Annotated in this window: 19 protein-coding genes; 8 read left to right on the plus strand and 11 right to left on the minus strand. The window is 76.6% G+C overall.

Annotated features, from left to right (window positions below):
* The first annotated feature begins 81 nt into the window (after positions 1–81).
* The 5 genes from CUT44_RS10130 (at position 82) to CUT44_RS10150 (ending at position 5,450) form a co-directional block, all read left to right on the plus strand.
* Positions 82–1,344, plus strand: a complete 1,263-nt coding sequence (locus CUT44_RS10130; RefSeq protein ID WP_233221111.1) for a polyprenyl synthetase family protein — start codon at positions 82–84, stop codon at positions 1,342–1,344.
* The gene (crtI, locus tag CUT44_RS10135; protein ID WP_100200303.1) at positions 1,341–2,897 is read left to right on the plus strand and encodes a phytoene desaturase family protein; all 1,557 of its coding nucleotides are present in this window, start codon (positions 1,341–1,343) and stop codon (positions 2,895–2,897) included. The genes CUT44_RS10130 and crtI overlap by 4 nt, the downstream gene beginning before the upstream one ends.
* The gene (locus tag CUT44_RS10140) at positions 2,894–3,910 is read left to right on the plus strand and encodes a phytoene/squalene synthase family protein (RefSeq protein ID WP_100200304.1); all 1,017 of its coding nucleotides are present in this window, start codon (positions 2,894–2,896) and stop codon (positions 3,908–3,910) included. The genes crtI and CUT44_RS10140 overlap by 4 nt, the downstream gene beginning before the upstream one ends.
* Positions 3,907–4,995 carry a DUF5914 domain-containing protein gene (locus tag CUT44_RS10145; protein WP_100200305.1) on the plus strand — a complete coding sequence of 363 codons (1,089 nt, stop codon included), beginning with the start codon at positions 3,907–3,909 and terminating at the stop codon, positions 4,993–4,995. The genes CUT44_RS10140 and CUT44_RS10145 overlap by 4 nt, the downstream gene beginning before the upstream one ends.
* Positions 4,996–5,174: 179 nt before the next feature.
* Positions 5,175–5,450, plus strand: a complete 276-nt coding sequence (locus CUT44_RS10150; RefSeq protein WP_100200306.1) for a hypothetical protein — start codon at positions 5,175–5,177, stop codon at positions 5,448–5,450.
* Positions 5,451–5,734: 284 nt separating this feature from the next.
* Here the strand turns inward: CUT44_RS10150 and CUT44_RS10155 are convergent, their stop codons facing one another.
* The 3 genes from CUT44_RS10155 to CUT44_RS10165 form a co-directional block, all read right to left on the minus strand.
* Complete coding sequence (locus tag CUT44_RS10155; RefSeq protein ID WP_100200307.1) at positions 5,735–7,339, minus strand: NAD(P)/FAD-dependent oxidoreductase; 1,605 nt, start codon at positions 7,337–7,339, stop codon at positions 5,735–5,737.
* Positions 7,340–7,449: 110 nt separating this feature from the next.
* Positions 7,450–8,685: a lycopene cyclase family protein gene (locus CUT44_RS10160; protein WP_233221113.1), complete on the minus strand. Its 1,236-nt coding sequence runs from the start codon at positions 8,683–8,685 to the stop codon at positions 7,450–7,452.
* A gap of 74 nt (positions 8,686–8,759) precedes the next feature.
* Positions 8,760–9,419 (minus strand): DUF4232 domain-containing protein, encoded by a 660-nt coding sequence (locus CUT44_RS10165; protein WP_100200308.1) that lies wholly within the window; start codon positions 9,417–9,419, stop codon positions 8,760–8,762.
* 78 nt (positions 9,420–9,497) lie between these two features.
* Here CUT44_RS10165 and CUT44_RS10170 point away from each other — a divergent pair, with 78 nt between their 5' ends.
* Positions 9,498–10,136, plus strand: a complete 639-nt coding sequence (locus CUT44_RS10170) for a helix-turn-helix domain-containing protein (protein ID WP_100200309.1) — start codon at positions 9,498–9,500, stop codon at positions 10,134–10,136.
* A gap of 68 nt (positions 10,137–10,204) precedes the next feature.
* Positions 10,205–10,357 (plus strand): DUF6126 family protein, encoded by a 153-nt coding sequence (locus CUT44_RS33030; RefSeq protein WP_158239554.1) that lies wholly within the window; start codon positions 10,205–10,207, stop codon positions 10,355–10,357.
* Positions 10,358–10,390: 33 nt separating this feature from the next.
* Here the strand turns inward: CUT44_RS33030 and CUT44_RS10175 are convergent, their stop codons facing one another.
* The 5 genes from CUT44_RS10175 to CUT44_RS10195 all read right to left on the minus strand — a co-directional run bounded on the left by CUT44_RS10175 (position 10,391) and on the right by CUT44_RS10195 (position 15,273).
* Positions 10,391–11,047, minus strand: a complete 657-nt coding sequence (locus CUT44_RS10175) for an acetoacetate decarboxylase family protein (protein WP_100200310.1) — start codon at positions 11,045–11,047, stop codon at positions 10,391–10,393.
* A gap of 291 nt (positions 11,048–11,338) precedes the next feature.
* On the minus strand, positions 11,339–12,346 hold the full coding sequence (locus CUT44_RS10180; RefSeq protein ID WP_100200311.1) for a cytochrome c oxidase assembly protein: 1,008 nt from the start codon (positions 12,344–12,346) through the stop codon (positions 11,339–11,341).
* A 5-nt stretch (positions 12,347–12,351) separates the two neighbouring features.
* Entirely contained in the window at positions 12,352–12,843 is a 492-nt protein-coding gene (locus tag CUT44_RS10185; protein ID WP_100200312.1) for a DUF2243 domain-containing protein, read from the minus strand.
* A gap of 116 nt (positions 12,844–12,959) precedes the next feature.
* Positions 12,960–14,186 carry a PP2C family protein-serine/threonine phosphatase gene (locus CUT44_RS10190; RefSeq protein WP_100200313.1) on the minus strand — a complete coding sequence of 409 codons (1,227 nt, stop codon included), beginning with the start codon at positions 14,184–14,186 and terminating at the stop codon, positions 12,960–12,962.
* Between the two features lie 469 nt (positions 14,187–14,655).
* Positions 14,656–15,273, minus strand: a complete 618-nt coding sequence (locus CUT44_RS10195) for a hypothetical protein (RefSeq protein ID WP_100200314.1) — start codon at positions 15,271–15,273, stop codon at positions 14,656–14,658.
* Between the two features lie 147 nt (positions 15,274–15,420).
* Between CUT44_RS10195 and CUT44_RS10200 the strand changes: the two genes are divergently transcribed.
* Positions 15,421–15,957 carry a GNAT family N-acetyltransferase gene (locus tag CUT44_RS10200; protein ID WP_100200315.1) on the plus strand — a complete coding sequence of 179 codons (537 nt, stop codon included), beginning with the start codon at positions 15,421–15,423 and terminating at the stop codon, positions 15,955–15,957.
* Between the two features lie 67 nt (positions 15,958–16,024).
* On the opposite strand, the gene CUT44_RS34485 is transcribed toward CUT44_RS10200, so the two are convergent.
* The 3 genes from CUT44_RS34485 to CUT44_RS10210 are packed head-to-tail and all read right to left on the minus strand — an operon-like array spanning position 16,025 to position 18,257.
* Positions 16,025–16,156 (minus strand): DUF6893 family small protein, encoded by a 132-nt coding sequence (locus CUT44_RS34485; protein WP_269846158.1) that lies wholly within the window; start codon positions 16,154–16,156, stop codon positions 16,025–16,027.
* On the minus strand, positions 16,153–17,043 hold the full coding sequence (locus CUT44_RS10205) for a hydrogenase maturation protease (protein ID WP_100200316.1): 891 nt from the start codon (positions 17,041–17,043) through the stop codon (positions 16,153–16,155). The genes CUT44_RS34485 and CUT44_RS10205 overlap by 4 nt, the downstream gene beginning before the upstream one ends.
* On the minus strand, positions 17,040–18,257 hold the full coding sequence (locus tag CUT44_RS10210) for a hypothetical protein (protein ID WP_100200317.1): 1,218 nt from the start codon (positions 18,255–18,257) through the stop codon (positions 17,040–17,042). Before CUT44_RS10210 ends, CUT44_RS10205 begins: the two co-directional genes overlap by 4 nt.
* Positions 18,258–18,261: the final 4 nt, after the last annotated feature.

Here is an 18,261-nt window from a genome sequence, read left to right on the forward strand (position 1 = left end):
GATGCTCGCCAGCAGTACCCCGTCCGCGGCCGTGTCCGTACGGCCTGCCACCGCCGGCCCCCGCACCGGGCGGTCCGCGGCGTGAGAAACCCGACTGCCATGATCAGCCCGGGTGCCCCCGGCGGCGCCCACGACGGACAGCCGGAGCCGGCCCGGCCACCCGTACCGCCGGCATCCGCGCCGGCACGGGAAGCACGCGGGGCGGCCGCCTCCGGTACCGACGAGGTCCGCCCCCGGGTGGAGAAGGCCCTGCGCGACTACGTGGCCGAGCGGTGTGCCGAGGCCGAGGACATCGACGGCACCTTCGGTGCCCAGCTGGCCGCCGGGATCTCGCGGTTCGCGCTGCGCGGCGGCAAGCGGACACGGGCCGGCTTCCTGTGGTGGGGCTGGCGGGCCGCCGGCGGCGCCCCGCACGGCACCGGCGCGCCCGCCGTCCTGCGGACCGCCGCGGCCCTGGAACTGCTGCAGACCTGCGCCCTGGTCCACGACGACCTGATGGACGACTCGGCCCTGCGCCGGGGCCGCCCGGCCCTCCACGTCGACTTCGCCCGCCGCCACCGGCAGGACGGCATGGTGGGCCGCCCCGAGACGTACGGGACCTCGGTGGCCGTCCTCGCCGGGGATCTCGCGCTGGCCTGGGCCGACGACCTGTTCACCGAGTCCCTGCCGGACGACGCGGCGCTCCGGCGCGAGGCCCAGCGGGCCTGGCGGGCGATGCGGACCGAGACCGTGGCCGGGCAGTTCCTGGACCTGCACAACCAGGCGGCCGGCCGGCCCTCGGCGTCCGCCGCGCTGCGGGTCGCCTACCTCAAGAGCGCCCTCTACACCGTCGAGCGGCCCCTGCAGCTGGGTGCGGTCCTGGGCGGGGCCGGTCCCGGGCTCGTCGGCGCGCTGCGCTCCGCGGGCCGGGACGCGGGGCTGGCCTTCCAGTTGCGGGACGACCTGCTGGGCGTCTTCGGCGATCCCCGGAGCACCGGCAAGCCCGCGGGGGACGACGTGCGTGAGGGCAAGACCACCTATCTGGTGGCGCTCGCCCTGGAGCGGGCCGAGGCGCTCGGCGACACGTCGGCCCTGGCGGTGCTGCGCGGCAGCCTGGGCGACCGCACGCTGACCCCGAAGCGGCTGGAACGTTTCCGCGGGGTGCTGGCCGGGCTGGGGGTGCGAGCCGCGGTGGAGGAGCGGATCGAACGGCTCGGCGAACTCGCCGAGCGCAGGCTGTACGGCGTCTGCGAGGACCCGGTCGTCGCGGACCGGCTGGCCGCCATGGTCCGCGCCGTGGCCGGAATGGACGGTGCGCACGGTGTCCGGGTTGCCGCCGGACCGGAGACGGAGGCGCGGCGGTGAGACGCGTCCAGGGACGTACCGATCACGTGGTGGTCGTCGGCGCCGGGCTGTCCGGGCTGGCGGCCGCCCTGCACCTCCTCGGCGCCGGACGCCGGGTGACGGTCCTCGAACGCGACCCGGGGCCCGGCGGCCGGGCCGGGCGGCTGGAGCACGGCGGCTACCGCATCGACACCGGGCCGACCGTGCTGACCATGCCGCACCTGCTCGACGAGGCGCTGGCCGCGGTGGGCGAGTCGGTGGAGAAGCGGCTGGAGCTGCTCCCCCTGCACCCGGCCTACCGGGCCCGCTTCGCCGACGGCTCCGCGCTGGACGTCCACACCGGCGCCGAGGCCATGGCCGAGGAGGTGCGCCGTTTCGCCGGACCCGCCGAGGCGGCCGGCTACCTGCGGCTGCGCCGCTGGCTGGAGCGCCTGTACCGGGCCCAGATGGGGCGCTTCATCGACAGCAACATCGACCACCCCCTGCAACTGCTCCACCCGGACCTCGCCCGGCTCGCCGCCCTGGGCGGCTTCGGACGGCTGGAGGGGCAGGTGGGACGGTTCCTGGCCGACGAGCGGCTGCGCCGGGTCTTCACCTTCCAGTCGCTGTACGCCGGGGTGGCGCCCGCCAGGGCGCTGGCCGCCTACGCGGTCATCGCCTACATGGACACCGTCGCCGGGGTCTGGTTCCCCCGCGGCGGCATGCACGCCGTGCCCGCCGCACTGGCCGGCGCCGCCCGCGACGCGGGCGCCGAACTGCGGTACGGGTGCGAGGTGACACGCCTGGAACAGCGGACCGGACGGGTGGTGGCCGTCCACACCGGCGACGGCGACCGCGTCCCCTGCGACGCGGTCGTCCTCACCCCCGACCTGCCCGTCGCCTACCGGCTGCTGGGCCGCGCCCCCCGCCGCCCACTGGCCCTGCGGCACTCGCCCTCGGCGGTGGTGCTGCACGCCGGGGTCCGCCGCACCCGGAACGAACTGGCCCACCACAACCTCTTCTTCGGTGCCGCCTGGCGGCGCACCTTCACCGAGCTCACCTGTACCGGAAGCCTGATGAGTGATCCTTCCCTGCTGGTCACCCGCCCCACGGCCACCGACCCCGCGCTGGCCCCGCCGGGGCGCGAACTGCTCTACGTCCTGGCGCCCTGCCCCAACACCGACACCGGACCGCTGCCCTGGGACGAGTTGGCGCCCCGCTACCGGGACACCCTGGTGGCCGAGCTGGAGAGCCGGGGCCTGACCGGGCTGGACGCGGACATCGAGACGGAGCACCTGGTCACCCCGGTGGACTGGGCCGCGCAGGGGCACGCCGCGGGCACCCCCTTCTCCGCCGCCCACACCTTCTGGCAGACCGGGCCGTTCCGCCCGGGGAACCTGGTGCGCGGCGTGGACAACGCCGTCCTGGCCGGCTGCGGCACCACTCCCGGCGTGGGCGTGCCGACCGTGCTGATCTCCGGGAAGCTGGCCGCCCGGCGCGTCACCGGCCCGCCACCGGCGGCCGGCGCGCCGCGCCGCGCCGGCCGCCGTACCGCCCACCTCCCCGCTGCCGCCGGGGAGGTGGGACAGCCGTGACCGCCCGGGAACTGGACGCCGCGGGCGTCACCGATCCGCGGCTGCGTCACGCCTACACCGTCTGCCGCCGGCTCAACGCCCGGCACGGCAGGACGTACTTCCTGGCCACCCGGCTGCTGCCGGTCGAGCGGCGTCCGGCCGTGCACGCCCTGTACGGCTTCGCCCGCTGGGCGGACGACATCGTCGACGACCTCGGCACCGGCCGCACCCCCGCCGAGCGCGCCGGGGAACTGGACGCGCTGGAGAAGGAGCTGCGCGCCGGACCGAGCGCGGACAGCACCGTCCCCGTGCTGCGCGCGCTGGCCCACACCGCCGCCGCCTACCGCATCGATCCCGGACTGTTCGCCGATTTCATGGCCTCCATGCGGATGGACCTGGACATCTCGGACTACCCCACCTACCGGGACCTGTACGCCTACATGCACGGCTCGGCCGCAGTCATCGGCCTGCAGATGGTGCCCGTGCTGGGCACGGTGGTCCCGCGCGGGGAGGCCGAGCCGCACGCGGCGGCCCTGGGGGTGGCCTTCCAGCTCACCAACTTCCTGCGCGACGTCGGCGAGGACCTGGACCGCGGCCGGGTCTACCTCCCGGGCGAGGTCCTCACCGCCCACGGGGTGGACCGCGAACTGCTGCGCCGGTGCCGCGACACCGGACGCGGCCACCCCCGGGTGCGCGCGGCACTGCGCGAGGTCGCCGCGCACACCCGGTCGGTGTACCGCGAGGCCCGCCCCGGCATCGCCATGCTCGACCCCGTCGCCCGGCCCTGCATCCGTACGGCGTTCACCCTCTACGGCGGCATCCTGGAGCGGATCGAGGACGCCGGCTACGACGTGCTGCACCGCCGGGTCGCCGTGCCCGGCCGCCGCCGGGCCGCCGTCGCCCTGGACGGACTGGCCCGGCTCGCCGCCGCCCGGGCGCGGCACCGCGCCGTACCCGCCGGGCGGCCGGCCGAGGACCCGGAACCCGCCGGCCGCCCGGCCCGCACCGTCTTCCGCAGGAGGGCCCTGCCATGACCCGCGAACCACTCCGCCGAAGCGGCGGCCCGTCCCGCCCCGCTCGCTTTCCCGTCCGCCGTCCCCTCCGCCTCCCCACCCTGCCGCGCCGCGGGCTGCCGCTGCGGCCGGCCGCCCCGGTGGACTGGGCCACACAGCGGCCCACCTGGCGCGACGCCTCACCGGCCGTCATCGCGGCCGCCCTGAAACGGGCCACCGCCCGGCCCTCGGGGAACTGGTACGTGCTGGGACCGTCCGAGCGGATACGGCCCGGCCGCGCCCACGGACGCACCGTCGCGGGCACGGAGGTGGTCGCCTGGCGCGACGAGGCCGGCCGGCTGACCGCGGGACCCGGCGCCTGCCCCCACCTGGGCGCGCCGCTGAAGGACAGCCCCGTGCACTGCGGCCGACTGGTCTGCCACTGGCACGGGCTGGCCCTGGACGGCCGCGGCGGCGCCGGCTGGGAACCGTACCCGGTCCACGACGACGGCGTCCTGGCCTGGGTCCGGCTGGACGCGGCCGGCGGCGAGGAGCCGCTGGAGCGCCCGGTGGTACCCGAACGGCCCGCCCGGGACGCCTCGCTGTGCGCGGTCACCGAGGCCGAGGGCGTCTGCGAACCGGAGGACGTCGTCGCCAACCGCCTCGACCCCTGGCACGGCGCCTGGTTCCACCCCTACTCCTTCACCGGTCTGACGGTGCTCCAGGCACCCGGGACCGGCCCGGAACCCTCCGACCCGGCCGAGGACCGCTTCACCGTCCAGGTCACCTTCCGGGTGGCCTCGCGCGGCGCGGTCCCGGTGCGGGCGGTCTTCACCGCCCCCGAGCCGCGCACCGTGGTGATGCGCATCACCGAGGGGGAGGGGGTGTCGTCGGTGGTGGAGACGCACGCCACCCCGCTGGGCGAGGACGAGCGGGGCCGGCCCCGTACCGTCGTCACCGAGGCGGTGCTCGCCACCTCCGACCGCCCCGGCTTCGCCCTGGCCCGGGCGGCGGCCCCGCTGCTGCGCCCGCTGGTGCGGCGCACCGCGGCCCGGTTGTGGCGCGACGACCTCGCCTACGCCGAACGGCGGTGGCAACTGCGCAGCACGGGCCGTTTTCCCGGCTGAGCCTTCCGGGAGCCGGCATCCGCCCTCCGGCCGGAACCGTTCATTCGAAACAGTGAAAGACCGGGCAGCGCGCACGTGCTGCCCGGCTCCCGGGTTCCCCCCTGATGGGATGTCCGCCATCGGAACGACACCGCGCCGCCGCGCACGGCGCGGCACGCACACCCATGGAGGGACCCGTCGTGAAAACCAGGAAGATCTTCCCCTTGCTCGTCGCCGTGGCCGCCGTGGCGGCCGTGTCCGCGGGAACGGCGGGCGCCGCCCCGCTCCCCGTCGGACAGCCGGTCCCGGCCCCGCAGCGGAATGACGACGCGCAGCGGTACCGGCTCCTCGTCCAGTGCAGCGACGGCCGCCAGTACGGGGGCGAGAGCACGGCCCCGCCCGGGGACCTGAGCGGAGTCCAGGAGCACTGCCCCTCCGGGACGACCGCGACCGGCTGGAGCTGGCAGACCGACTGAGACCCCCGCGGGGCGGCCGGTGCCGCGACCGGAAGGGGCTGCCGGGAAGCGCGCGGCGCCCGGTGCGGTGCGTCGCAGGGCGGAGGACCGCCCGCGTACCGGGCGCACTCGGGCGACTCCGGCGACGCGGCCGGGGCACCTCCCGGCGGCAGCCGGGGGAGTGGTGTGCCCGGGGCGCCTCCGGGCCGCCGGGCCCGGGGGCGCCGCGAGCCGGTTGACCCTCCCGGCCGCAGCGCGCCCCGGGGCCTGGCCGACGGCGGCCCCGGCCTCGCGGGGCAGTACACCTAGTCCCGGGTCCGGCCCCGGTCACCCAGCGCCGCCAGCGCCCGCAGCGGTGCCGAACGCCCGGCGTTGGGCACCGTCCACAGCGTTTGCCCCCGCACCCCCCAGCGCTCCAGCAGCGCGTTCGCCGCCAGGAAGCCGGTGGTGGCCGCCCGCTCCATCAGCGCCACCGGCAGATCCACCCGGACGCAGTCCCCGGCGAGCACCACACCCGGGTCGGGGGTGCGCACCGGGGGGCGGTCGGCGAAGGACCCCACCGCGAACAGCGGGCAGTCCGCCCGCCACTCGTGCACCGCGTCCACCACCCGCGCCGGGCGGGTCTCCGGCCAGAGCCGGTGCAGTTCGGCGAGCAGCGCCTCCTGCACGGCGGCGCGGTCGGCGCCGGGCGGGACGGCGTACGCGTGCAGCTCCACCACCGAACCGCCGGTGCGCCGCGCCCAGCGGGCCGCCTCGCCCTCCCAGCGCTCCAGCACGCTGACGTTGTCCAGCGGACCGTAGCCGCTGGTGCCCAGGAAACCGGGGCGCTCGGGGCGGACGGGGCGGTCCAGCCACAGCCGGGTCACCAGGAAGGGCGGGGCGGTGCGCAGCCGGGCGACACGGTCGCGCCAGGCGGGATCGCCCAGACGAGGGGAGCCGGCCACCACCTGCCGCAGTCCGGCGGTGTCCAGGGCCAGGACCACCGCGTCGTACCGCTGCGGCGCGCCGCCCCCGGCGACCACCTCGTAACCGCCCGACGAGGTGGGGGAGACCGTCTCCACGGCCGTGTCCGTACGCGTCTCGGCGCCGTGGCCGCGCAGGTACTTCGCCAGCGGCTCCCACAGGGCGGTGGGGAAGGGCTCGTTGGCCACGTCGAAGAGCAGTCCCTCGCCGGAGCCCAGGAAGTAGATGTGGAACATCAGCGCCAGCTCGGCGGCCGACAGCTCCCCGGGATCGGCGAAGAAGCTGCGGGAGAAGACCTGGAAGGCCAGATGCCGGGCGCCGGCGGGGAAGCGGACGCGGTCCAGGAAGTCGGCGGCGCTGATCCCGTCGAGCCGCTCGAACACCTGCGGCACCCGTACGTCCAGCAGCGGCAGGGCCGCCACCGGGTCCATGCGCAGCAGCCCCGGCAGTGTGAACGTGGGGCTGAGGGCGGCGAAGCCGAGCGCGTTCCACGGCGGGGTGCGGGGCACCCGGGCGAAGCCGTCCCGGGCGCCGCCGCTGTGGACCAGGGGGTAGTCGGGCAGCCCGGAGAGCATCCCCAGCGAGCCGTCCACCCGGCGCAGCAGCCCGCGCAGGTTGTAGTACTGGCGGAAGAAGGCATGGAAGCCGCGGCTCATCGTCACCGCCGAGCCGTCCGCCAGCGTCACCGGCCAGCCGGCCAGCCGTCCGCCCAGTTGCGGCTCCCGCTCCAGGACGGTGACCCGCGCCCCGCGTTCGGCCAGCGCGGTGGCCGCCGCCAGCCCGGCGATGCCGCCGCCCGCGACGGCGACCCGCGGCGGCTCCCCGGCCACCGCCGGGCGTCCCGGCGCCGGGTGGAGGACGGCCGCGTGGCGGTCGCGCCCGCGCCGGGCGACCGGGCGGCCGGGTACGGCGGCCGGCCGTCGGTGGTGCGGTGGGAGCAGCGGCATGGGGGGAACACTCCTGTCGGACGAGGACGGCGGGGAACGGCGGGGAACACGGGAGCGGGGAACGGAGCGGCACCCGGGAGCGGCGCCGGGACGGCGGGGGAGAGGACGGCTCAGGACACGGCGGCGCGCCGCGGCAGTACGGGCAGTTCCACCGCCGAGCGCAGCATGGGCAGCACCGGAGTGCTCAGCCCGATGGCGAACTCCTCCCACCACCGGGAGCGGCCGTCGAGGAACCGCAGCAGCCGGTCGGGGGGGTTGCGCAGGAAAAGGTCGCTGAAGAACCGCGCCCCCGCCACCCGGCCGGTGTCCACGGCCCGCAGCATGACCGCGTCCATCGCCCGGTGGCGGGCGGCGTGCGCGGCGGGCGGCACCGGGACGCGCCCGCGGCGCCAGGCGTCGGCGATGGCGTCGCTCTGCCGCTGGACGGCGGCGAAGGTGTAGCCGGTGGCGGGCCGGGTGGCGCCGCCGGCCGTTCCGATGCGGAAGACACAGCGCCCGGCGCGGCGCGGGAAGACGGCGTCCGTCATGGGGATGACGCCCTGCTCGGTGCCGGTGACCGTCATTCCCCCCAGGCCCAGCACCCGGCCGGTGTAGTCCCGCAGCGCCCGCTCGTAGCCCTCCGGCGACAGCGGGGTGCGGGAGAACTCGGTGTACTCCACCAGCGCCTCCCGCCGTCCCAGCGGCAGGACGTAGCCGAAGGACAGTCCGTGGGCGGGCTGCGGGGTGCGGAAGTCCATCAGTTCCACGGCCGACGGGTCGAACGCGTCGGCGGAACAGCGCACGAACCAGCCGCGGAAGTGCTGGAGCAGCGTGCTGCGCGCGGGCGGGAGCCGCCGGGGCGGGCGGGAGTCGAACACCCAGCGGGCCCGCACCCGCACCGGGGCCCCCGCGGTGTCGGTGCCGTGGACGACGGCGCCGCCCGCCGGATCGTCCCGCACCCGGTCGACCACCGCGGTCAGCCGCCGTACCCGGGGCAGGGGCGCCAGCCGGGTATCCACCAGGGCGGCGAAGTCGGTGGAGCGGAGCATCTTGTAGCGCGCGGCGCCCAGGTGGGCCTCGGCGGTACGGCCGTCCGGACCGCGCACCCGCAGCCGGTCCCAGCCGGCCCGTACCGCCTCGTCGTACGGGCCCTCGCCGGTCTCCCAGAAGCACCAGGTGCGGGCCGGGGCGCGCACCGGCCCCTCGGGCGCCTCGACGAGGACGACGGTGGGCGCGGTGCCGTCCGGGCCGGGGGTGTAGGCCAGCCGGTGCACCAGGGACAGCCCGGCGGCGCCGGCGCCCACCACGGCGATGTCCGCGGGGGTGTCCGCGGGGGTGTCCGCGCCGGGATCTTCCAGATCGCTCACTCCGGCCGTCTTCCACGCCGTGCCCCCTCGTACACCGTTCGTGTCCGGCAGAACCCCTCGCGGCGGGGGCGGCCCTACCGCGGCACCGGTGCCCAGGGGCTCACGGCGAGCCTGCCGGTGTTGCCGAGGTCGAGGTGGGCGGGTACGGTCCGCGGCTCCCGGTCACCGAGCGGGTCGATCTCCACGGCGCTGCCGGTGGCGGCGGGCACCGTGGGGTCCGTGACGGTGTTGCGCCACACCAGGCGGGCCACCGCCGACTCGCCGGGGTCCAGGGGCACCGGTGCGGGGGCGTCGTCGAGCCCGCCGATGAGGGCGATCTCGGACACCTTGTGGAGGATCTCCACCTCCAGCGGCTCCCCGTCCCCGTCCAGCACCCGCACACCGGGACGGCCGCGGATGGTGCGGGAGGTCTCGCCGCAGTTCACCAGCCGGACGCCCAGCACCCGCAGCCCCATGGCCGCCTCCGCCTCCTCCGCCTGGACGCGCAGGCCCGAGGCCGGGCAGGAGGACGCGGAGGGGGAGGGCCGGGGGGAGGGGGACAAGCCGTACTGCACGTGCCCCTCGGGAAACGAGGAGGCGAGCCGGTCCGGGCGGGGGAAGGCCGAGGGGTGCGGGGAGGAGGCCGACGGGGCGGGCTGGGTGCCGCAGGCGGCCAGCAGGCCGATCACCGGGAGCAGCAGGGCCGGGCGGAGGGCCGGCCGACGCGCCCCGGACGCGGCTGTGGTGGTGTTCATCCGATCATCGTTCCATGGCTTCTTGCCCAAGAGGCAAAGAAATTGCCCGCCAGGCAGGTTTCTGGCTCAATCACCTCTGTGAACTCCTCATCCGAGGGCCCTGCCGAGGCGGCGGCCGGCACCCCGCCCGACGGTCTGCCGCCACGGATCGCCGCCCGGCTGCGCGAGCTGCGCCGGCGGGGCGGCCTGACCCTGGAGACCGCCGCCCGGCGCGCGGACCTGTCACCCGCCCACCTGTCCCGCCTGGAGACGGGCCGCCGCCAGCCCTCGCTGCCGTCGCTGCTCGCGCTCGCCCGGATCTACGGTACGACCGTGTCGGACCTGCTCGGCGAGACGGTGGCCGAACGGGACCCGGTGGTACGGGCCGGCCGTGCGGAGACGGTCACCGCGGACGGCTGGATCTACCGCCCGGCCGGAGGATCGGGCCGGGCGATGCAGGCACTGCGGGTCCACGTCCCCCACCGGCCGCGGCACGATCCGGTCCGGGTGCACCCCGGCGAGGAGTGGATCCACGTGCTCGGCGGCCGGCTGCGGCTGGTGCTGGAGGAGAACGAGCACCTCCTGTGGCCGGGGGACTCGGCGCACTTCGACTCGCTCACCCCGCACCGCATCGCGGCGGCGACCGCCGACGGCGCGGACCTGCTGTTCGTGCACACGTTGCTGCGCAGCACCGTCGCCGAACTGTGCGTCGGCGCGGCGGGGCCGCGTATCACCTGAAGGCTGCGGCCCCGGTTCCCCGTTTCCCGTTCCCGCCGGCTCCGGCCGGTCCGAAAGGCGGCATCACCATGTCCGAACAGCACCCCCGCCCCGCGGCGCCGATGAACGAGGAGCGGAAGTTCCCCCGCGGGCTCGTCGTCCGGCTCTTCGTCTACCTGATCGCCGGCCACCTGGTCGCGGCCTTCCTCTACCTGCTGTTCGAGCTGGGCGGCGGGCGGTGACGGCAGGCCCCGGACCGCGCACCGGCCCGGGGCTCAGCGGCGCATCGGCCCGGGAACGGTCATCCGGAAGGGGTCCACGGCCACCGCGAGCCGGGTGGTGGTGCGCTCCAGGGCAGGGAGCCGCTCCGGCCACGAGGTGACCGTCAGCGTCCCGGGGCGGAGGGTCCCCCGCAGCCGGCCGGGGACGAACAGCCGCCGCCCGGGCGAACCGGAGAAGCCCGGAAGGGGAAGCGGCACACCCGGCAGGCCCGGCCGCCCGGCCCCGAGGACCAACTCGGCCAGCGGACCGTCCCGGTCGGCGACGCGCACCGCCGTCCGCCCACCGGTGTCCGTCCAGACGAACTCGGCGAGTTCCTTGGGGAGTCCCCAGATGTCCCGCCCGCCGCGCACCGAGACGGCGTCGTCGACCCAGATACGGTCGACCAGCAGCCCGGCACGGCGGCCGCGGCGGACCAGCGGGCCGATGGCCAGCTCGTCGTAGCGCAAGGTGCCCTCCCGGTACCGGACCAGCCCGACGGCCAGCAGGGAGGGGGAGACCAGCGGGCGCAGATCCCCGGGGACGGGCAGTGGGCGGCGGAGCGGCAGGAGGCCGGCCCACAGTTTCCCCCGGAACCTCCAGGGTGCGGGCGGACAGGACGCACGGGTCCCCTCGGGGTCCTCCGGCACGCTGTCCGGAACGGGACCGGGCATGTTCCGTGACTCCTTCCGTGCCGGGCCCCGCCGGGGAGGGCGGGGAAGGGCGGCACCGGCGGTGTGCCCGTCGGCCGAACGACCGTACCCGTCCGTCCGGCACGGCCCCGGCGCGGCACCGCCCGGTGCCGCGCCGGGGCCGTGCCGGACGGACGGCGGCCGCCTCGCACGGGCTCCGGTGCTCCGGGGTGTCCGCCGGTCGGCGGGCGCCCCTCCGCACGGACCCGCCGGGCGGCGCGTCCTCCTCCCCTGAGCCCGGCTTCCTCTTCCAGAGGAACCGGAGTCAGTGGTTCACGGCTCCTCTGGGGGCGGGTCGGGCCGGGGGAGCCGACGGCCGACCGGTTCGGGGACGGACGTGCCGGCCGCCGGCTGTGTCAGCGCCACTGCTCCGCTGACCGCTGTGTGACTCCCTCGCGGGCTGTGTCCTCCGCTTACCCACCGACCGGGTGAACACGCATCCGGAGCACCACCGGGGACCGGGTGCCGCGCGGGAGCGGAACCCCGGACGGCCCGCCGGCCCCGGGCGAGGGCCCGGCCGGTGGCGGCGTACCACTGGACGGCCAGGACCGCGGCCAGGGCCACCTCGACCAAGTCGCCGCCGTAATACATCAGTTGGGCGCCGGTACGCAGATCGGCGCCCGCGAGGCCGGTACCGGGCGGGGGAGCGGCGTACAGGGACTTGGCCAGTACGGCGTGCGCGGCCCCGGCCCCCAGCAGCGCCGCACCGCGCCAGGGCAGACCCCAGCGGCGGCGCACCGGGTCGAGACGGCAGACGGCGAAGGTGAACAGCACACCCGCGGCGAGGACATGCAGGTGCAGCACGGCCGCCAGGAGCGGCCGGCCGTGTGCGGCGGCCCACAGCGGGGTGCGGTACAGCAGCCACAGCCCGCCCACGTCCACGGCCGCGGCCAGCGGCGGGAAGAGCAGCCACCCGGCGGGCCGGGAGTGCGCCGCGGCCAGCAGGGCACGCCGGAGAGGTCCCGGGCCCAGCACCCGCAGGACGAGGGTGAGCGGCCGGGCGAGCACCAGCAGCAGCGGAGCGGCCATGCCGGTGACCAGATGCCCGGCCATGTGCGCGGTGAACGGCCCGCCGGGCGGGTCGAGGACGGCGGCCGCGGCCAGGGCCGTGCCGCCCGCCGCGAAGCACAGGTCCCGCGAGGGTGGCCAGACATCACCGCGGCGGCGCAGCCGTAGGGCCGCGAGCAGGTAGCCGGCGACCACCGCCGCCGCGACCGCCGCGGCGAGCACGGCTGCGGGGGAGGGGCCCGAGCCGGCGGGGTGGAGGTGTTCCGGCGCCACCGGCGTCACCCGGCCTTCGCACGCCGCCGGCCGCGGCCCGCGCGCACGGCCAGGGCGGCGCCCGCGCCCAGCAGCACCAGACCCGCCGCGTTCCAGGCCAGGTCGTAGGGGAGCAGGTCGACGCCGTAACGGACCTGGTGCAGCCGCAGCAGCTTGTGGTCGACGATCCCGTCGAACAGCTGGAAACCGCCCAGCCCCAGGAGCAGCCCGGCCCGGGCGTGGGGGACGGACAGGGCGCGGCGGCGGCGCAGGTCCGCGTAGAGCACGAACCCGGCCACCAGACCCAGCAACTCGGCGGTGTGCAGCAGGCCGTCGGAGAGCAGTCCGACGGCGGGGGTGGCGCGGTCGTAGAAGTGGTGCCAGTTCAGCAGCTGGTGGAAGACGATCTCGTCGACCGCCGCCATGACCGCCGCGCCGATCAGCGCGCAGACGGCCAGCGACCGGCGCGGCCGGCGGCGGGCGTCCGGTGTGGGGGATGGCTGGGATGGCTGGGCCATGGTCTGTGCTGCCCTTCCGGGAGGGTGGGCGTACCGCGTCCGGTACGCCTACCCCGCCGTCCGCCGTGTCACGGCGGACGTCCCCCGGGGGCGCCGGGGGCGGGATCCTGCCGTCGTCAGCCGTGCAGGCCGGCCCGCTCCGCCGCCGGGGCGAAGTCCTCGGCGGAGGGGCCGAGCCACTGGCAGAGCAGGACGGTGGCGTCGTCCTGGAGCCGGCCGCCGTGGTGGTCGAGCACGGAGTGGACCAGCCGGCGCAGGGTCTCGGGGACGGGCAGACCGTCGGAGTGGTGGCGGACGATGAAGTCGACGAAGCGGCTCAGACCGAACTCGCGGTCACCGGGGCTGCGGGCCTCGGTGATGCCGTCGGTGTAGAACACGACGCGGTCGCCCGGTTCCAGCTGCTCCCGGCAGAGGGTGGTCCGCAGGCCCAGACCGGTGCCCAGCGGATGGGCGGGCGGGCAGCGCAGCAGGGTGCTCCAGCGTCCGCCGCGAATGACGACAGGGGGGTGGTGGCCGCGGTTGATCCAGGTGAACTCGCCGGTGCGGGTGTCCAGTTCCGCCAGGATGCCGGTGACATAGCGGCTGTGGCCGAACTGCTCGACCAGGGTCCGTTCGACCGCCTCGCCGGTCTCGGCCAGATCGGCGCCCTGCCGGCGGTGGTTGCGGCAGGCGGCCACGGCGAGGTTGACGGTGAGGCCGGCGGCGGTGTCGTGTCCCATGGCGTCGAACACCGCGAGATGCGCCACGGGCCCGGCGGTGGCGTAGTCGAAGGCGTCGCCGCTGACCTCGTAGGCGGGCTCCAGCGCGGCGCCGATCACCACCCGGCCGTCCGCGTAGGTCAGCGGGGGCATCAACTGCCACTGCATCTCGGCGGCGACCCCCATCGGCCGGGTGCGGACCAGACGGGCGTGGGTGTCGTTGTGGCCGCTCTTGCCGGCCAGGAGCAGCGCCGTCAGGGTGGCCAGCTGCTTCATGTCGTCGTGGGTGCGCTGGTCGTCGCCGGCGGTGGCGACGTGCATGGCGCCCAGCCGCTCGGTGCCGTCCACCAGGGGGACCCACCACCGGTACCCTTCGGGACCGGCTCCGGCGGCGGGCAGGGGCTGCCCGTGCTGGAAGGCCCGTCCGGGCACGGTGCCCTCGATCCTCAGCTCCGCCTCGCCGTCCGCCGCACCCGCCCCGGCCTCCTGCCCGCCCGGGGGCAGCAGGCGCAGTACGTACTGCTGCAGATCGGCCAGGTAGATCCGGATGTCGGTGAATCCCACGGGGGCCGCGTGCTCGGCCACGGCGTCCGGCACCAGCTCCAGGGGCAGCAGGTGACTGGCGGACAACAGGCCGGCGAGCATCTGCCGACTGCGGAGAGCACGTTCCGGCACGGTGGCTCCTTCCTGCTCCTGCTCTCCGGCGGCCGTCCGTGCGTCCGGACCCCCGTTCCGGGCATCATGACAGGTCGCGTGGTCCTGCCGGCGGCCGGCAGGACGGGGGAATCCGCCGGCCGCCGACGAGGAGGCGACCGGGGGCCTGTCATACGACTCCACCTGTCGGCACCCCGGGCGCACCCCCCGCCTACCCGGCACGGCGGGGCGCAAGCCTGCGGCGGCGACCGTTCCGGAACTCATCGGTCCGCTCCCGCCCTCCCCGTACCCGAAGGCGTACCCGGAGGCCGCCGGCCCGCCCGCCCCGGACCCTGCTGCGGCGGAACGCCCCTGCCGGCCGGGGCGCAGGCGGCCGTCTGCGCCCCGTGGAGCTCGTGCGCTCCTCGGCCTTGGCGTCCGGGGCCGGCGGTCACGCGCGGCAGGCCGTCACAGCCCTGGGCTACGGGGCAGCCGGGGGCGGGGCCGAGGACGAGGGGCAGGTCGCGGCCTGGGGGACGTCGTCACCGTGCCGGGTGAGGGAGCACAGCGTGGTGAAGCTGATCTTCCAGGTCCCCTCCTGGCGGACGGCGGTCCCCGTGGCGCCGGTGGCGACCGGGCTGCCCTCCCGGATGAGGGTGTAGCCGACCCTGGCGCGTTCGGGGGAGGTGAAGACCGTCCGGTCCACCCGTACGCGGAGCAGTTCGGCCCGCTCGTCACGGGTGAACCCCTCGATCATCAGCCGGTACAGCTCGCCGTCCTCGACCAGGGCGGCCCTGTCGTCGACCGACGTGGCGGTGAAGAACCCCTCCCAGTTCTCCCGGATCTCCTGGGCGGCCCCGGCCGGGTCCTCCGGTGCGGTGGCGGTCGCCGAAGGAGAGGGGGAGGCGGAAGGCGAGGAGGAAGGGGACGGAACGCCGCCCGGCGGATCGCCGGCGGGACGGGACGGGGCGGTCGCGGAGGAGCTGGGGCTCGGGGCGGGGGAGGGCTCCTCCCCGCCCCCACCACCGCAGGCCGCGGCGGCCAGCAGCGCCGTGAGCGCTGCGAGGACTGCTGTGCGCTGCCGGACGACGCTGGCCATGACCTCACCTCGGACGGATAGGGCGGTGTCCGTTGACTACCCGTGGTCGGGGAGCGCATGCCGGGCGTACGCGGGGCAACGGCACCCCGGCCGGCGGCACGGGGTTTCCGGTTGCCGTCGGCCCGCCCCGTACGGCAGCCTGCCCGGATGACCGAGATCCGGACTCTGACGGCGGACGACTGGCGGACCTGGCGCGAACTGCGGCTGGCGGCGCTCGCGGAGGCGCCCGGCGCGTTCGGATCCCGGCTCGCGGACTGGCAGGGCCCCGGCGACCGGGAGGAGCGCTGGCGCGCCCGGCTGGACCTCCCCGGCGCGTGCCACTTCCTCGCCCTGCTCGACGGCCGGCCCGCCGGGATGGCCGGCGGTGTCCCCGTTCCGGAGCCGGCCGGGGAGGGCGGTACGGCGGAGCTGATCTCGATGTGGGTCGCCCCCGCCGCCCGGGGCCGCGGAACGGGGGACGAACTGGTGCGGGCGGTGGTGCGGTGGGCCGCGGCGGCCGGGAACCGGGCGGTGCGACTGTCGGTCTTCTCCGGCAACACGCACGCGGCGGCCCTCTACCGCCGCCACGGCTTCGTGCCCACCGGGCCGGCCGGCGACCCGCTGCCCGACGGCCGCCGGGAGCACGTCATGGTCAGGACGCTGTCCACCGTCCGGCGGGAGAGCGCCGGTGCGCGGGGCGGGTGACCCGCGGTGTCCGGCCGACGCCGGCCGGACACCGGTCCGGCCCCGCCGGGGGCGCCCGCCGCTTCCGTCACATCGACCGGATCTTCGCGTACCGCCACAGCGCCGGTGCCTCTGCCACCAGTACCGCGACGGCGGCGGCGCCCAGGGCGCCCACGATCAGGCGCACCACGGCCGCGGGAATGCGGATGCCGTTTCTCACGGGGACTTCACCTCCTTCCCGGCGAGGGCCTCTGCGGTGACCGGCTCTCCGGCGGCCAGCCTCACCACCAGGGACTCCACCAGTACGACGGCCGCCGTGACGGCCCTCCGCACGGGCTCGCTGAGACCGACGGCCACATCCGGCTCGTCGCCGCGCATCCGCACCAGCGGCTCGCAGCCGACGACCAGGACCCGGGGGAGCGGCGCGCCGCCGTCGGCCGCCAGCCGCCGGGCCAGGGCCAGTACGCCGACCGGGTCCATGGCATGCGCCGCGGGCATGCCCGGGGACTCCTCCTCCCGGGGGATCTCCGCCTCGATGACCGACAGGGTGCCCGGCGCCCGCCCGCGGGGGACCGCGTCGACCAGCAGGGCGGTGCCGTACCCCTCCAACAGCCGGTAGGCCAGGTCCATGCCGCGGATGCCGAAGTCCGCGACCTGGACGCCCGCGGGCAGCGGGTGCCCGCGCAGCGCGGTGGCGACCTCCGGCCCGAACCCGTCGTCGGCGAGGAAGACGTTGCCGATCCCGGCCACCAGGATCCGGGCGCGGGCCGCCCCCGGCGCCGCGGGCGGCCCGGCCGGTTCCAGCTCCTCGGCGGAGAAGAAGAAGCGGTGGCCGATCTGGCTGCTCGCCCCCAGATCGCGCCCCGGATCGCCCACCAGGACGACCGCGACGTGGCTGCGGCCCTCGAAGTCCTCCTCGACGGCGACGATCTCGGCGGTGCGGCCGGTGAGTGCCAGGTCGAGGATGTCGGCGCCGGGGGACGGCCGCAGCCGCACCCGGTCGCCCCGGCCCAGCCGTACTCCGCCGATCACCGCCGTCCGGGCGGTGCCGGCGCCCGTGGTCCCCGGCTCCGCGGTCCCGGGGTCCGGGTGCGGCCGGCCGCTCATGCGTCCTCCCGGACGGGACGGAACTCGCGGATGGTGCCGTGCAGCGCGAGCAGCTCCTCGGGGCCGAGCCCGGCGCAGCGGTCCAGGATCTCCCGGGCCCGGGGGTCGCAGGCCCGGGCCTCCCGCTGCTCCTCCTCCGTCAGGCTCATCACGCCGAGGATCAGCAGCCGGTCGATCTCCGTGCCGTCGAACAGGTCGCCGGGGCTCTCCGGGGCGACCTCGGGGAAGTCGTAGAGGGTGACGGGGGAGGAGAGCACGGTGCGGGCGGACGACCCGCCGCCGTCCGCCTCCTCGCCCGCCTCCGGGGGAGCGCCGCCGTCGCCGCCGGCGGTCTCGTCGTCCACGAGCACCGGCCAGGTGCCCTGGTTCCCGCAGGCGCCGGCCGCCTCCCGCAGCCGCCGGGGCGGATCGACGAGCGAGACGAAGTACCCGGTGTCGCTGTGCAGCACCGTGTGGGTGGAGACGAAGGCGTACGAGCAGGCCTCCTCCCGGGCACCGCGGGCGTCCGCGTCGGGGACCGGGCACGGGGTGGTGTTCACGATGTCCACGGTCAGCCGGTACACACCGGCCGCACCGGCCGCACCGGCCTCGTCGGGGTCGTCGGCCCCGGCCGCCGCGGCGGGCTCATCGGCCCGGACGGGTTCGGCGGTGATCTCCACGGTGCCGCGCAGCGCCCGCCAGCGGCGCACCACGGCACCCGCGGGACGGCCCGCGCCGTCCCGCAGCGGCTCGCGGTCGGTGCCCGCCGGCACATCGACGGCGGCCCGCACCGGCCCGGGGAGGGCGGCCGCCAGAACCAGGGGGACGGACACCTCGCGCTCGGTCGCCTCCTGCCAGGCGAGGTGGCGCTCGCCGTCCACCGTCAGCTCGTCCACGGCCTCGGGGCCGTCGGGCCCCGCACGTTCCAGGCCGCGGTCCACGACGTGCAGGAACCGCACGCGGACCGACACCCGTGTCCGTCCGGCGGGGCGGCCGGAGGTGTCGAGCAGCACCTGGGTGCGCATCCGGTACGGCTCGCCCAGCGCGGTGGCACAGGTTTGCGGGAAGACCCCGCCGAAGGTCCAGCGTTTGGTGTTCTTCAGCGCGGACCTGCGGTACGGCCAGAGCAGATAACCCTCGTAGAGGCAGGTGCGCACGATTTTCTCGGCCTTCCCGGCGGGCGCGCCCCAGGGGGGTGCCGCGTCCGGGGGCGCTGCCGGTGTCACGTCGTTCATGGTG

It is taken from the genome of Streptomyces carminius (assembly GCF_002794255.1).
Lineage (GTDB): Bacteria > Actinomycetota > Actinomycetes > Streptomycetales > Streptomycetaceae > Streptomyces > Streptomyces carminius.